This is a genomic window from Saccharopolyspora sp. NPDC045941, from assembly GCF_056431445.1.
Map to the genome: position 1 here is coordinate 140,672 of NZ_JBWKKU010000006.1, position 12,896 is coordinate 153,567.

Genomic DNA, 12,896 nt, shown 5'->3' on the forward strand with positions numbered 1-12,896 from the left:
AGGGGCCGAGAGAATGACCGCAAGCAACCTGGACGCCCAGGTCGGCATCATCGGGACCGGCACGATCGGCAGCATGCTCGCCTGGCAGCTGGCGCGCCGCGGAGTCGACGTGCTGGCCTTCGAGCAGTTCTCGCCCGGCCACGACCGCGGCGCGGTGGGCGGCGAGACGCGCCTGTTCCGGCTCGCCTACGCCGAAGGCGCGCAGTACGTGCCACTGCTGCGCGATTCGCTGCGGCTGTGGCGGGAACTCGAAGCGGAGTCGGGGGACGGCATCCTCACGCAGTGCGGCGGTCTGGCGATCGGCGACCCCGCGAAGGATTACATCTCCGGGCTGGTCGAGAGCGCCCGCGAGACCGGGGTCGCGGTCGAGGTGCTGTCGAAAGACCAAGCCGCCCAACGGTATCCGCAGCACCGGCTGCGCGACGGCGAGGTCGCGGTGCTCGACGAGCAGGCCGGTTTCCTGCGCTGCGAGCAGGCTGTGCTGAGCGCCACCCGGGTAGCGGAAGGGGCCGGGGCGGGGGTGCTGCGCTACACGGAGGTCACCAGCATCGCAGAAGACGGCGACGGCGTTCTGGTGCACACCACGGGTGGCACGCATCGGGTCGGTGAAGTCGTGGTGTGCGCGGGCTCGTGGGCATCGCGGTTCCTGCCCGGGGCGCTGGCCGCGGCGGTGGAGCCCCGGCGGGTCCTGCTCACCTGGTTCGGGGCCGAGGCCATCGACGACTACCGGCCGGAGCGCTTCCCGATCTTCATCCACCACGACGGCGGAGTGCACGTCTACGGAACGCCCACAGTGGACGGTGTCATGGTGAAGGTCGCCGGGGCGGTCACCTCGCACGTGGTGCCGGAACCGGCAGCGGTCGACCGGCGGCACAGCCTCCCCGAGATCCGCACCATCGCGAGCGCGGTCCGGCAGATGCTGCCGGGCCTGCACCCGGAGCCGGTGCGGACGGACGCGTTCACCGACCTGTTCACCACCGACGGCAAGCCGCTGGTCGGCCGCATCGGCGATGGACGGGTCGTGCTGGCCACCGGGCACTCCGGGCGCGGCTTCAAGTACGCACCCGGCATCGCCGCGGTGGTGGCCGACGCGCTGACCGGCAAGGCCGACCTGCCGGGATTCCTTGCACCGGAACGGTTCTGAGGCCGTGACCCGCATGCAACGGGCAGCCGGCAGCGGCCGCCTCCTCTCGGATCAGGGCATATTGGCCGGGCGCCGGTTCGTGCTCCGCGACGTTCGCAGCCCGAGCCGCGCGGGCCTGGCGGCCACCCCCCGAGGTATCGCGGGCGCCGGTCGGGCCGGGACACCGCAGACGCCCCGCGTGCTCCTGACATTGCGCCTGATCTGTGGAAGCGGGACCGAGCGGGCAGCGGTTTCGCCGGGGACCGGGGCGGGTAGTGAGAGGGCAGCCCAGGACCGCAGTCGAAAGGATCAGCCATGACCACTGCGCGCGACATCATGCATGCGGGGGCTCAATGCATCGGCGAGGACGAAAGCCTGTACAAGGCCGCGCAGATGATGCGTGACCTGAAGGTCGGGTCGCTGCCGATCTGCGGCCGGGACGACCGGCTGCACGGCATCATCACCGACCGCGACATCGTCTTGCGCTGCTGCGCCGAAGGCCGCGACCCCGCCGGGATGAAGGCCGGCGAGCTGGCGCAGGGCAAGCCGTACTGGGTCGACGCCGGCTCCGACGTCGGCAAGGTGCTCTCGATGATGGAGGAGCACCAGATCCGGCGGTTGCCGGTGATCGCAGAACACCGGCTGGTCGGCATGATCAGCGAGGCCGACCTCGCCCGGCACCTGACCGACGAGCAGCTGGCGCACTTCGTGGAGAGCGTCTACGCGATGAAGTGAGCTCCCCTCGCCCCGGCGCCCGGTCGCGGCCGGGTGCCGGCGGTCGCCCAGCTCCGACGCGTTCCGGCCAGCGCCCCGCAGGCGAGCTATTTATCCTGGTCAGTGCCCTCCCTAGGAGTTCGGCGCGAAGGGGGCGGGGATACCAGATGACCACACGCGTCTTCGTGGTCGACGACCACGACGTGATCCGGCGGGGAATCGCCGCGCTGGTGGCCGCGGAGGACGACCTGGAACTGGTCGGCGAGGCCGCGACGGTCGCCGAGGCGCTGGCCTGGGTACCGAGGGCGCAGCCGCAGGTCGCCGTCCTGGACGTGCGGCTGCCCGACGGCAACGGCGTCGAGCTGTGCCGCGAACTGCAGTCGCAACTGCCCGAGCTGCGCTGCCTGATGCTGACCTCCTTCGACGACCACGACGCCCTGATGGACGCGATCATGGCCGGCGCCGCCGGGTTCGTGCTCAAGGGCGTGGTCAGCGAGGAGCTGGTCACCGCCATCCGCACCGCCGGGGCCGGGGAGTCGCTGCTGAGCCCCAAGAAGACCGAGGCGATGCTGGCCTGGCTGCGCCGCGAGCAGGAGCAGACCGACCCGCTGCGCGAGCTGACCGCCCGCGAGCGGCAGGTGCTGGAACTGATCGGCGAGGGGCTCACCAACCGGGAGATCGCCAGCCGCATGTTCCTCGCCGAGAAGACCATCAAGAACTACGTGTCCCAGATGCTGGCGAAGCTGGCCATGCGGCACCGCAGCGAGGCCGCGGTCCTGGCCACCGAGCTGCGGCTGGACCGCGATTCGCGCGGCAAGCGCTGAGCGGGGCGGAGGCCGTCATGTCGTCACAGCCGTCGGACGTCCCGTCCGCGGAGCTCGCCCTCCCCGGGCAGGAGAGCGATGAAGTGCTGCTGACGCGCCTGCTGATCGGGCTGCGCGAGCTGCGGGACGGCAACTTCCGCCGCCGCCTGGTGTTCTCCGGTGGCGGCCTGGCGACCGAGATCGCCACGGTCTTCAACGAGCTCGCCGAGCGCAACCAGTTCCTGGTCGGCGAGCTGCAGCGGGTCGGCGTCGCCGCGGAGCGGGGCGACTGGCCGATCCCGCAGATCGACTTCGACGGCTCCTCGCAGGGCGGCTGGACGATCGCCGCGAACTCGGTGAACGGGATGATCAGCACCCTGCTGGCGCCGATGGCCGAGCTGAACCGGGTGCTGGGGGCGCTGACCCGCGGCGACCTGTCGCAGCGGATGCCGCGGCGCGCCGCGGACGCCGCGCTGCCCGGCGAGCTGGCCGGGCTCAGCGGGGCAGTCAACGACATGCTGGACCAGCTGTCGCTGTTCGCACAGGAGATCACCAGGGTCGCGCGGGAGATCGGCACCGAGGGGAAGCTCGGCGGCCAGGCGCAGGTGCCGGGACTGGTGGGCACCTGGCGGGACCTGGCCGACACGGTGAACGGGATGGCCGCCGACCTCACCGGCCAGCTGCGCGACATCTCGCACGTCGCGAAGGCGGTCGCCGCCGGCGACCTGACCCGCAAGATCACCGTCGAGGTCTCCGGCGAGACGCGCGAGCTCAAGGAGACCATCAACACGATGGTCGACCAGCTGTCGGCGTTCGCCGAGGAGGTCACCCGGGTGGCCCGGGAGGTGGCCAGCGAGGGCAGGCTGGGTGGTCAGGCCGAGGTGCCCGGCGCGGCCGGCACCTGGCGCGGGCTGGTCGACTCGGTGAACTTCATGGCCAACAACCTCACCGTGCAGGTCCGCAACATCGCGCAGGTCGCCACCGCGGTCGCCCAGGGCGACCTGACGCAGAAGATCGACGTCGACGCCCGTGGCGAGATCCTGCAGCTGAAGAACACCATCAACACGATGGTCGACCAGCTGTCGGCGTTCGCCGACGAGGTGACCCGGGTGGCCCGCGAGGTCGGCACCGACGGCAAGCTCGGCGGTCAGGCGCGGGTGCACGGCGTGGCGGGAACGTGGAAGGACCTCACCGACAACGTCAACATCATGGCCGACAACCTGACCATCCAGGTGCGCAACATCGCCCAGGTGACCACCGCGGTGGCGCGCGGCGACCTGTCGAAGAAGATCATGGTGGAGGCCAAGGGCGAGGTCGCCGCGCTGGCCGAGACGATCAACGGGATGGTCGAGACGCTGCGCGCGTTCGCCGAGCAGGTCACGCTCGTCGCCCGCGAGGTCGGCACCGAGGGCATCCTCGGCGGCCAGGCCAGGGTGCCCAACGTGGCGGGCACCTGGAAGGACCTCACCGACAACGTCAACATCATGGCCCGCAACCTGACCAACCAGGTGCGCAACATCGCCCAGGTGACCACCGCGGTGGCGCGCGGCGACCTGTCGAAGAAGATCGACGTGGACGCCCGCGGCGAGATCCTGGAGCTCAAGACCACCATCAACACGATGGTCGACCAGCTGTCGGCGTTCGCCGCCGAGGTCACCCGGGTGGCCCGCGAGGTCGGCACCGAGGGCAAGCTCGGCGGCCAGGCCGAGGTCGCCGACGTCTCCGGCACCTGGCGGCGGCTGACCGAGAGCGTCAACCGGCTGGCCCTCAACCTCACCACGCAGGTGCGCGCCATCGCGCAGGTCGCCACCGCGGTCACCGAGGGCGACCTGACCCGGCAGATCACCGTGGACGCCTCCGGCGAGGTAGCGGAGCTCAAGGACAACATCAACGCGATGATCAGCAACCTCAAGGAGACCACCAAGGACAACCAGGAGCAGGACTGGCTGAAGACGAACCTGGCCCGGATCTCGGCGCTGATGCAGGGCCAGCACGACCTGGACGCGCTCGCCCGGCTGATCATGACCGAGCTGGCGCCGCTGGTGTCGGCCCAGTACGGCGCGTTCTTCCTGCGGCGGGCGGGGGAGGACGGCCGCAGCATCCTGGAGCGCACCGCCGCCTACGGCCGCCCCAGCGACCGCAACGGCCGCCCGCCGCTGCGCTTCGAGCTGGGCGAGTCGCTGGTCGGGCAGGTCGCGGCCGACCGCAAGTCGATCCTGGTCAGCGACGCGCCGCCGGGCTACATCCGGATCAGCTCCGGGCTCGGCGGCAGCGCGCCCACCAACGTGGCGATCGTGCCGGTGCTGTTCGAGGGCGAGGTGCTGGCGGTCATCGAGCTGGGGTCGGTCAACGCGTTCACCCCGGTGCACCTGGACCTGCTGGAACGGCTGAAGGAGACCATCGGCGTCGACGTCAACACGATCGTGGTGAACTCGCGCACCGAGGCGCTGCTGGCCGAGTCCCAGCACCTGGCGAAGGAGCTGCAGGCGCGGTCCGAGCAGTTGCAGCAGCAGCAGACCGAGCTGCAGCGCTCCAACACCGAACTGGAGGAGAAGGCGGCGCTGCTGGCCAGCCGCAACCGGGATATCGAGCTGAAGAACATCGAGATCGAGCAGGCCCGGCAGGAGCTGGAGGAGCGGGCCCGGCAGCTGTCGCAGGCCTCCGCCTACAAGTCGGAGTTCCTGGCCAACATGTCGCACGAGCTGCGCACCCCGCTGAACAGCGTGCTGATCCTCGCCAAGCTGCTGGCCGACAACATGGAGGGCAACCTGACCTCGCAGCAGGTGGACCTGGCCAAGACCGTGCACCAGGCGGGCACCGATCTGCTGCAGCTGATCAACGATGTGCTGGATCTGTCCAAAGTGGAAGCGGGGCAGATGCACCTGCTGCCGGAGGACGTCGAGCTGGCCGACCTGGCCGCGCACGTGGAGTCGCTGTACCGGCCGCTGGCGGCGGACAAGGGCCTGGACTTCCGGGTTTCCGTGGCGCCGTCGGTGCAGCAGACCCTGCGCACCGACCGCAACCGGCTGGAGCAGATCGTGCGGAACCTGCTGTCCAACGCGGTCAAGTTCACCGACCGGGGCGGCGTCGAGCTGCGGATCCGCCCGGCGCAGCCCTCCGAGGTGCACACCCAGGCGTTGCGCCACGCTCGGCAGCGGCTGGCGTTCTCGGTGCGCGACACCGGGATCGGCATCCCGGCCGACAAGCTGAACCTGATCTTCGAGGCGTTCCAGCAGGTGGACGGAACGACGGTGCGCAAGTACGGCGGCACCGGCCTGGGGCTGTCCATCAGCCGCGAGCTGACCACGCTGCTCGGCGGCGAACTCCAGGTGCAGAGCGAGCCCGGCGAGGGCAGCACCTTCACGCTGTACCTGCCGATCGAGCCGCCGCTGAGCAGGCCCGCGGAGCTCGTCGAGCCGGTGGCCGAGCCGGAGCGCCTGCCGCGTCCCCATGTGCCGAGCGCGGCGGAGACCAGCCTGGACGTGTCGGCCGAGGGCATCGACCCGCCGATGCGGTCCACCGAGCTGATCCGGCAGGAGGGCCACCAGCACATGCTGCACACCGAGGAGCCGGAGGAACACGCGTCACTGCAGTTCAACGGGGAGAAGGTGCTGGTCGTCGACGACGACTACCGGAGCGTGCAGGCGATGACGCTTTTGCTGGAGCAGCACGGCCTTCAGGTGGTGAACGCGGACAACGCGCTGGCCGGGCTGAACGCCCTGCAGCAGCACGGCGACATCGTGATCGTGCTGATGGACGTGATGATGCCGGAGATGGACGGCAACGCCACCATCCGGATCATCCGGGAGATGCCGCGCCACCGGGACCTGGCGATCGTCGCGATCACGGCGAAGGCGATGAAGGGCGACCGGGAGGCGAGCATCACGGCGGGCGCCAACGAGTGCCTGAGCAAGCCGGTCGACGTCGGCAGGCTCCTGGAGCTGCTGGCCGAGCACCTGCCGGCCGGCCGCGCCCCCGAGACCGGCGGCTGAGGGCCGAGCTGTTTCCGGGCTCGCCTTGCGTGGCGGTGCCGGTAGCGGAACCTCAGAGGCCTTCTCGCTGTGGGATCCCCGACATCATGAATGACCAATTCACCACGTCGGGGCTGTCCTCGCCGGGAGAACCCCGGAGGGGTGGGCACCGTGAACCCGCGGCGTTGCGAGTTGCGTAGGTGGGCTAAGCGGCTGCGCCGCTTCAAAACCCGCCCTACCGCACCAAGCCCAGCCAGCCGCTCTAGTCGACCTGCTCCGGTTCCTCGATCGTCGGCATGTCGGCGAGCTGCTCGCGGAGCCGCTGGGCCCAGGCGAGGTCGCGCGCGAACGTCGCGTCGAAGTGGTCGATGCCGTGTGGATCAGCCATGGCGGTGTCCCAACTCTGATAGCTCGCAGGCTGTTGCCGACCACCATAACCGCAGGTGGAAGACCGGCCGACGGCCCGGGGTCGCCCTACCGGGCAACGGCCGGGGCGGCTGTTGCCGGTGTGCCGCCAGGGGCGCTCCAGCGCCCCCGGCGGCCGACGAACGTCACACTTCCGGGTCTTTCGGCACTGTCGCGACCGCCACCGGTTCCTTCTTCTCCGGCGCCGCTGCGATCAGCGGGTCCTGGCGCAGCTCCCGCCACAGCGAGACCGCCAGCGCGAGCATCACCAGCACGAACGGCGCGGCCGTGACGATCACCGTGTTCTGCAGCGCGTCGAGCCCGCCGGCGACCAGCAGCACGATCGCGGTCACGCCGGTGAGCCCGCCCCACAACGCCAGCACCGACGTCCGCGGCCGGGCGTGCCCGTCGGAGGACAGCATGCTCAGCACGAAGGTGTTGGCGTCCGCGCCGGAGACGAAGAACAGCAGCACCAGCGCCATCGCGATCAGCGACGTGATCGTCGGCCACGGCAGCGTCTCCAGCATCGCGAAGATCGCGTTGTTGGAGTCCGCCGCGGCGGCCTGCGCCACCTGCCCGCCGCGGAAGGCGTCCTCGAAGATCGCCGTACCGCCGAAGGCGGTGAACCAGAGGAAGAACACCGCGCTGGGCACGCCGAGCACGGCGATCACGAACTCGCGGATGGTGCGGCCCTTGGAGATGCGGGCCAGGAACACGCCGACGAACGCGCCCCAGGAGATCCACCAGGCGAGCATGAAGTAGGTCCAGCTCTGCATCCACTCCAGCTCGCCGAAGATCCCGGTGCGCAGGCTCATCGGGATGAAATCGCCTGCGTACTGGCCGAGCGACTCCACCAGCAGGTTGAGCACGAAACCGGTGGGCCCGAGCAGCAGCACGAAGCCGAACAGCAGCACCGCCAGGCCCATGCTGGTCTCGCTGAGGAACCGGATTCCCTTGTGCAGCCCGGTGATCGCGGAGATGGTGAACAGCAGCGTGACGACCGCGATGATCAGGATCTGCGTGCCGGTGCCGCCCGGGATGCCGAACAGCCTGGACAGCCCGCCGTTGATCTGCAGCGCACCGAGCCCCAGCGAAGTGGTCGTGCCGAACAGCGTCGCGAAGATCGCCAGCACGTCGATGGCCTTGCCGAGCGGGCCCTCGACGCGGTCGCCGAGCAGCGGCCGCAGCATCGGGCTGACCAGGCCCTTGCGGCCCTTGCGGTGGGTGGAGTAGCCGAGCGCGATGCCGAACACCGCGAAGATCGCCCAGGCGTGCAGGCCCCAGTCGAAGAACGAGTACTGCATCGCGACCACGGCCGCGTGCTTGGTGCCCGGCTGCGCCAGCCCGTGCGGCGGCGTCACGAAGTGGCTGATCGGCTCGGACACCCCGTAGGAGACCAGGCCGATGCCCATCACCGCGGCGAGGATCATGGCCAGCCAGCTCAGCATGCTGAACTCCGGCCGGTCGGTGTCGGCGCCCAGCCGGATGCGGCCGTAGCGCGTGGTGGCCAGCACCACCAGGAAACCCAGCATCGCCAGGCTGGCGACCAGGTAGACCCAGCCGAACGAGCCGGTGATCCAGTTCAGCGCGGCGCCGGTGACCGCGTCGAGGCTGTCGGTGAACAGGGTGGCCCAGCAGACGAACAGGGCGCAGAGCGCCACCGATGTGTAGAAGACCGCGCCCAGCCGGTTGGCCGGGAGCGTGCTGGCTCGTGCCATGAGGTCGACTCCAGTGGAAAGGTTCGGACCGGCCCGGGCGCGCGCATCCGGCGCAGCGACCCGAGCGGGAAGAGTGAGGGGAAGCACCCCGGACGCGCGGAGCGCGTGCGACGGCGGGCGCAGAGGTGGAGGCTTTGCGGAGGCTCTTCCTGTAGGAGATCGCGGCCGGAGGTCGCGTCGGACCTCGATGCTGGCGGCCCGGGCAACTGCCGCGCGGAAAAAGCCCGCCGCCGAAACGAGAACTATACCGCACCCGGGTGCGACCACAGTGGAGGCGGCCGGTCGTGTGGCGGAGCACACGGCCGGTCGTCGGCGTCCCGCCACGCGCAGTCGCAACGGATATTCCTTGCGGTCCAACGTGTTTCGGTCTGTCCTGGGCCGGGTCGGGATCGCGCCGCGGACCGGTTCGTAGCGGTCGAAAGTGGAATCGAGCACGCCTTCGCCGCGCGTCAGCCCCGGCAGCCGCTGCTGCGGTTCGTACACCCGCGCCGCCGGGATCTCGCCCTCCAGCAAGCATGAGGACGAACCGCGCATCGTCGGCGTCCCGGGCGCAGTGCGTAGTCGCGCGAGCACGGGCAGCACCGTGCCGAGGAACGGGTTGCCGCCCTTGCCGATCATCTCGACCGCCGCGCCGGCGTGAGCTTCGCGGAAATGCCTTGCAGCACTTGTTCGTACGTCGCGCCGCCGCGGTCGATCTTGTTCGCGAAGATGAGCGTCGGAATGCGGCAGCCGTTCGGCCAGGCTCGTCTTACCCGCGTCGATGTGCGCCAGGATCCCAGGTTCAAAGTGCGCACCGAGCTTCATGTCCTCTGCGTGGATGGCCATTTCCGGGTGGGTGGCCACGGCGGCTCGGTGCATGTGGGTCCTCTCCTTCGTCTCGGTTCGCCGGGATTGCGGCTGAGGGCAGGACCGCGCGGCGATCGGTTTTCGACGTCCTGCGCGTTGTGCTCATCATCCTGCGCGCTATTGCGTGATTCGCGCAGCAATCACTATCGTGTAGCTCGCGGCACCGGCCGCGCGACGGGCGGCCGGATGTGTTCTGGCGAGCGGAAGAGCAGGTGATCATGGGATCGCGAGTCTTGGTCGTGGCCGATGACCTCAGCGGTGCCGGTGATTCCGGTGTTCCCTTCGCATTGCGTGAAATGCGCACACTGCTGGCCCTCGACGACACCGGTGACGCGGAGGTGTTCGTCGCCGACACCGATAGCCGACACCTCGAACCGGTGCAGGCGGCCGAGCGCGTCGCGTCGGCGCTGCGCGGGCACGCCGCCGGGCGGGTGGTGTTCAAGAAGATCGACTCGACGCTGCGCGGGAACCTCGCCGCCGAGATCGGCGCGCTCGTCGAGCACGCCGACGGCGCCGGGGTACTGCTGTGCCCGGCGTCCCCGGCGACCGGGCGCACGGTGCTGGGCGGTGTCGTCCACATCAGCGGAATCGCGTTGCACCACACCAATTCCTGGGCCGCGGAGGTGACCGATCCGCCCGTCGACATCGCCTCGGCGCTCAAGCCGCTGGCGGTGCGGCACGTGGCGCTAGCGTCGATCCGCGGCAACGCGGCGGCGCTGCGGGCGAAGCTCGCCGAACTGCTCGCCGAGGCCGACGTCGTGATCTGCGATGCCGTGGCCGAGAACGACCTCAGGGCCGTGGTGACGGCCGGGACGGCTGGCGGTCGCCTGCCGTACTGGGTGGGCTCGGCCGGGCTGGCGGATGCGCTGGCCGAGCAACTGCGGCCGGGCCGCGAGGTCGAGCCCCCGCCGCCGGTCGGCGGCCGCGTGCTGGCGGTGGTCGGCAGCGCCAACGACGTCTCGCGCGAACAGGCGGACTTCCTGGCCGATCGGGTCCCGCACACCCGCCGATTACCGGTCCGGAACCTGCTCGACGCGAACGCCGCCGCACTGGCGCGGATGTCCGAGCAGCTGCGCGACGAGCTGGCCACCGGCGACGTCGTCGTCACCGTGGACGGCCCGGTCGACGCCGGCTCGGCCCGCCGGGTCAACACCGCACTGGCCGAAGTCTGCGCACCGGCGTCGGAACACGCCGGGCTGCTCGTGCTCACCGGCGGCGAGACCGCTCGCGCGGTGCTCAGCAGGCGCGGCGTCACGGGCCTGCGGCTGCTCAACGAGCTGGAACCGGGCGTGGTGCTCGCGCGCACCGAGCCGCAGCCCGGCTACGTCATCACCAAGGCCGGCGGCTTCGGCACGCCGGAGACGCTGCACCGGGCCATCGCGGCGGTGCGTTCCGGAAGGGGACTCGGATGAACCTGCCCACCATTGCCGTCACGATGGGCGATGCGGCCGGCGTGGGACCCGAAGTGGTCGTGCGCGCGCTCGTGGAGCCCGAGGTGCGCGGGCTGGCCCGCTGCGTGGTGGTCGGCGACGCCGCGCGCCTGGCGAGGGCCGCCGAGATCTGCGGCGTCGACGTGCGGTTCAAGACCGTCGGCTCGCCGGCCGAGGCGACCGGCGAGGCGGGCGTGATCGACGTGCTGGACCTCGGGATCATCCCGGCGGACCTGCCGTTCGGCGAACTGTCCGAAGTGGCCGGTGAGGGTGCCTTCCGGTACGTGGCGAAGGCCGCCGAGCTGGCGATGGCCGGGGAGGTGCAGGCGATCTGCACGGCGCCGCTGAACAAGGCGGCGCTGCACGCCGCGGGGCACCGCTATCCCGGGCACACCGAACTGCTCGCCGAGCTGTGCGGCGTTCCGGAGGTGTCGATGATGCTGTCCACCGGCAAGGTGCGGGTCATCCACGTGACCACCCACATCGGGCTGGTCGACGCCATCGAGCGCATCGATCCGGGCCTGGTGGAGCGCACCGTCCGGCGCGGGCACCGCACGATGGTCGATTCCGGCATCGCGGAGCCGAAGATCGCGGTGTGCGGGATCAACCCGCACGCCGGGGAGAACGGGCTGTTCGGTCGCGGCGAGGAGGAGGAGAAGATCGTCCCGGCGCTGGAGGCCTGCCGCGCGGACGGCATCGACGCGCAGGGGCCGCTGCCCGCCGACACGGTGTTCTTCCGCGCCGGCCGGGGAGATTTCGACCTGGTGGTGGCCATGTACCACGACCAGGGGCACGGGCCGGTGAAGATCCTCGGGCTGGAGGCCGGGGTGAACATCACGGTGGGCCTGCCGGTCATCCGCACCTCGGTGGACCACGGCACCGCCTTCGACATCGCGGGCACCGGCCGGGCCGAGGCGGGCAGCCTGGTCGAGGCCCTGCGCCAGGGCGCGGCACTCGCCCGCCGCCCCTGACCTCGGTCTGTTGCGTCGGGCATGCACAAGTCGGGGATCCCGGAGTCGAGAAGGCATCTGAGGTTCCGCTACCCGCACCGCTACGCGAATTGCTACCAAGAATTTCCTTGCTGGGAGGATGGCGGGGTGAGCACTGATTTCGGGCAGCGGATGTCCGCGGGCCAGCGGCGCGCGTTGATCGAGCGGCTGGTGACCGAGCAGGGCGCGGTGCAGGTGGAGGAGCTCGCGGCATCCCTGGCGGTCACCCAGTCCACCATCCGCCGCGACCTCTCGCTGCTGACCGAGCAGGGCAAGCTGGCCCGCACCTACGGCGGCGCGATGCCCGCGACGGCGACCGAACCGTCGCTCGGTCAGCGCACCGCGCTGGCCACCGCGGAGAAGGACCGCATCGCGCGGTGGGCGGCGGCGCGGATCGGCGCGCCGGACACGGTGCTGCTGGACGCCGGGACGACCACCGGCCGCCTCGCCCGCCACCTGCGCGACCGCGCCGGGCTGACGGTGATCACCAACGGCATCCCGGTGCTCACCGAGCTGGCCGACGCCGACGCGGTGCAGGTGATCGCGCTGGCGGGGGAGATGCGGCACATCAGCCAGGGATTCGTCGGACCGCTGGCGGAGCTCACCCTGTCCCGGCTGACGGCCGACAAGGTCTTCCTCGGCGCGGACGGCCTCGATCCGCGGCTGGGTATCTGCGAGGCGAGTCTCCTGCAGACCCGCCTGAAGGAGCAGATGATGGCCCGCGCCCGCGAGGTCTTCGTGCTCGCCGACAGCAGCAAGCTGGGTGCGGCGCCGTTCAACGCCTGGGCCCCGCTGCCGGCCATGTGGACGCTGGTGACAGACGACGGCGCGACCGAAGACGACCTGGCGCCGTTCCGGGCGTTGCCGGGTGCCGAGATCGTCGTGGTGTGAGGCGGA

10 protein-coding genes and 1 pseudogene are annotated in these 12,896 nt (G+C 70.7%); 7 read left to right on the forward strand and 4 right to left on the reverse strand.

The window, feature by feature from the left end:
* Positions 1-13 precede the first annotated feature (13 nt).
* From solA to AC07FN_RS06975, 4 genes are all read left to right on the forward strand, one after another.
* The gene (gene solA, locus AC07FN_RS06960; RefSeq protein ID WP_478394759.1) at positions 14-1,144 is read left to right on the forward strand and encodes an N-methyl-L-tryptophan oxidase; all 1,131 of its coding nucleotides are present in this window, start codon (positions 14-16) and stop codon (positions 1,142-1,144) included.
* A gap of 294 nt (positions 1,145-1,438) precedes the next feature.
* A complete protein-coding gene (locus AC07FN_RS06965) occupies positions 1,439-1,858 on the forward strand; it encodes a CBS domain-containing protein (protein WP_452614087.1) in 420 nt (139 codons plus the stop codon).
* A gap of 146 nt (positions 1,859-2,004) precedes the next feature.
* Positions 2,005-2,661 (forward strand): response regulator transcription factor, encoded by a 657-nt coding sequence (locus AC07FN_RS06970; RefSeq protein WP_358568731.1) that lies wholly within the window; start codon positions 2,005-2,007, stop codon positions 2,659-2,661.
* Between the two features lie 17 nt (positions 2,662-2,678).
* Positions 2,679-6,632 (forward strand): HAMP domain-containing protein, encoded by a 3,954-nt coding sequence (locus AC07FN_RS06975; RefSeq protein WP_478394760.1) that lies wholly within the window; start codon positions 2,679-2,681, stop codon positions 6,630-6,632.
* Positions 6,633-6,873: 241 nt separating this feature from the next.
* Here AC07FN_RS06975 and AC07FN_RS06980 read toward each other — a convergent pair whose 3' ends face one another.
* From AC07FN_RS06980 to AC07FN_RS06995, 4 genes and pseudogenes are all read right to left on the reverse strand, one after another.
* Positions 6,874-6,999, reverse strand: a complete 126-nt coding sequence (locus tag AC07FN_RS06980) for a hypothetical protein (protein WP_268951827.1) — start codon at positions 6,997-6,999, stop codon at positions 6,874-6,876.
* A gap of 163 nt (positions 7,000-7,162) precedes the next feature.
* Positions 7,163-8,734, reverse strand: coding sequence for a BCCT family transporter (locus tag AC07FN_RS06985; protein ID WP_478394824.1), 1,572 nt, complete (start codon positions 8,732-8,734; stop codon positions 7,163-7,165).
* A 393-nt stretch (positions 8,735-9,127) separates the two neighbouring features.
* Positions 9,128-9,352: pseudogene (locus tag AC07FN_RS06990) on the reverse strand (hypothetical protein); the annotation flags it as partial.
* Positions 9,349-9,528: a hypothetical protein gene (locus AC07FN_RS06995; RefSeq protein ID WP_478394827.1), complete on the reverse strand. Its 180-nt coding sequence runs from the start codon at positions 9,526-9,528 to the stop codon at positions 9,349-9,351. The gene AC07FN_RS06995 and the pseudogene AC07FN_RS06990, both read right to left, overlap by 4 nt.
* 270 nt (positions 9,529-9,798) lie before the next feature.
* Between AC07FN_RS06995 and AC07FN_RS07000 the strand changes: the two genes are divergently transcribed.
* From AC07FN_RS07000 to AC07FN_RS07010, 3 genes are all read left to right on the forward strand, one after another.
* Entirely contained in the window at positions 9,799-10,992 is a 1,194-nt protein-coding gene (locus AC07FN_RS07000; RefSeq protein WP_478394761.1) for a four-carbon acid sugar kinase family protein, read from the forward strand.
* The gene (pdxA, locus tag AC07FN_RS07005; protein WP_452614092.1) at positions 10,989-11,981 is read left to right on the forward strand and encodes a 4-hydroxythreonine-4-phosphate dehydrogenase PdxA; all 993 of its coding nucleotides are present in this window, start codon (positions 10,989-10,991) and stop codon (positions 11,979-11,981) included. The genes AC07FN_RS07000 and pdxA overlap by 4 nt, the downstream gene beginning before the upstream one ends.
* A 126-nt stretch (positions 11,982-12,107) precedes the next feature.
* Positions 12,108-12,890 carry a DeoR/GlpR family DNA-binding transcription regulator gene (locus tag AC07FN_RS07010; RefSeq protein WP_478394762.1) on the forward strand — a complete coding sequence of 261 codons (783 nt, stop codon included), beginning with the start codon at positions 12,108-12,110 and terminating at the stop codon, positions 12,888-12,890.
* Positions 12,891-12,896 lie beyond the last annotated feature (6 nt).

Bases quoted from the DNA above. Each gene is read 5' to 3' on its own strand.
- solA (WP_478394759.1), top strand. From the start codon at position 14: ATGACCGCAAGCAACCTGGACGCCCAGGTCGGCATCATCGGGACCGGC.
- AC07FN_RS06965 (WP_452614087.1), top strand. From the start codon at position 1,439: ATGACCACTGCGCGCGACATCATGCATGCGGGGGCTCAATGCATCGGC.
- AC07FN_RS06970 (WP_358568731.1), top strand. From the start codon at position 2,005: ATGACCACACGCGTCTTCGTGGTCGACGACCACGACGTGATCCGGCGG.
- AC07FN_RS06975 (WP_478394760.1), top strand. From the start codon at position 2,679: ATGTCGTCACAGCCGTCGGACGTCCCGTCCGCGGAGCTCGCCCTCCCC.
- AC07FN_RS06980 (WP_268951827.1), bottom strand. From the start codon at position 6,999: ATGGCTGATCCACACGGCATCGACCACTTCGACGCGACGTTCGCGCGC.
- AC07FN_RS06985 (WP_478394824.1), bottom strand. From the start codon at position 8,734: ATGGCACGAGCCAGCACGCTCCCGGCCAACCGGCTGGGCGCGGTCTTC.
- AC07FN_RS07000 (WP_478394761.1), top strand. From the start codon at position 9,799: ATGGGATCGCGAGTCTTGGTCGTGGCCGATGACCTCAGCGGTGCCGGT.
- pdxA (WP_452614092.1), top strand. From the start codon at position 10,989: ATGAACCTGCCCACCATTGCCGTCACGATGGGCGATGCGGCCGGCGTG.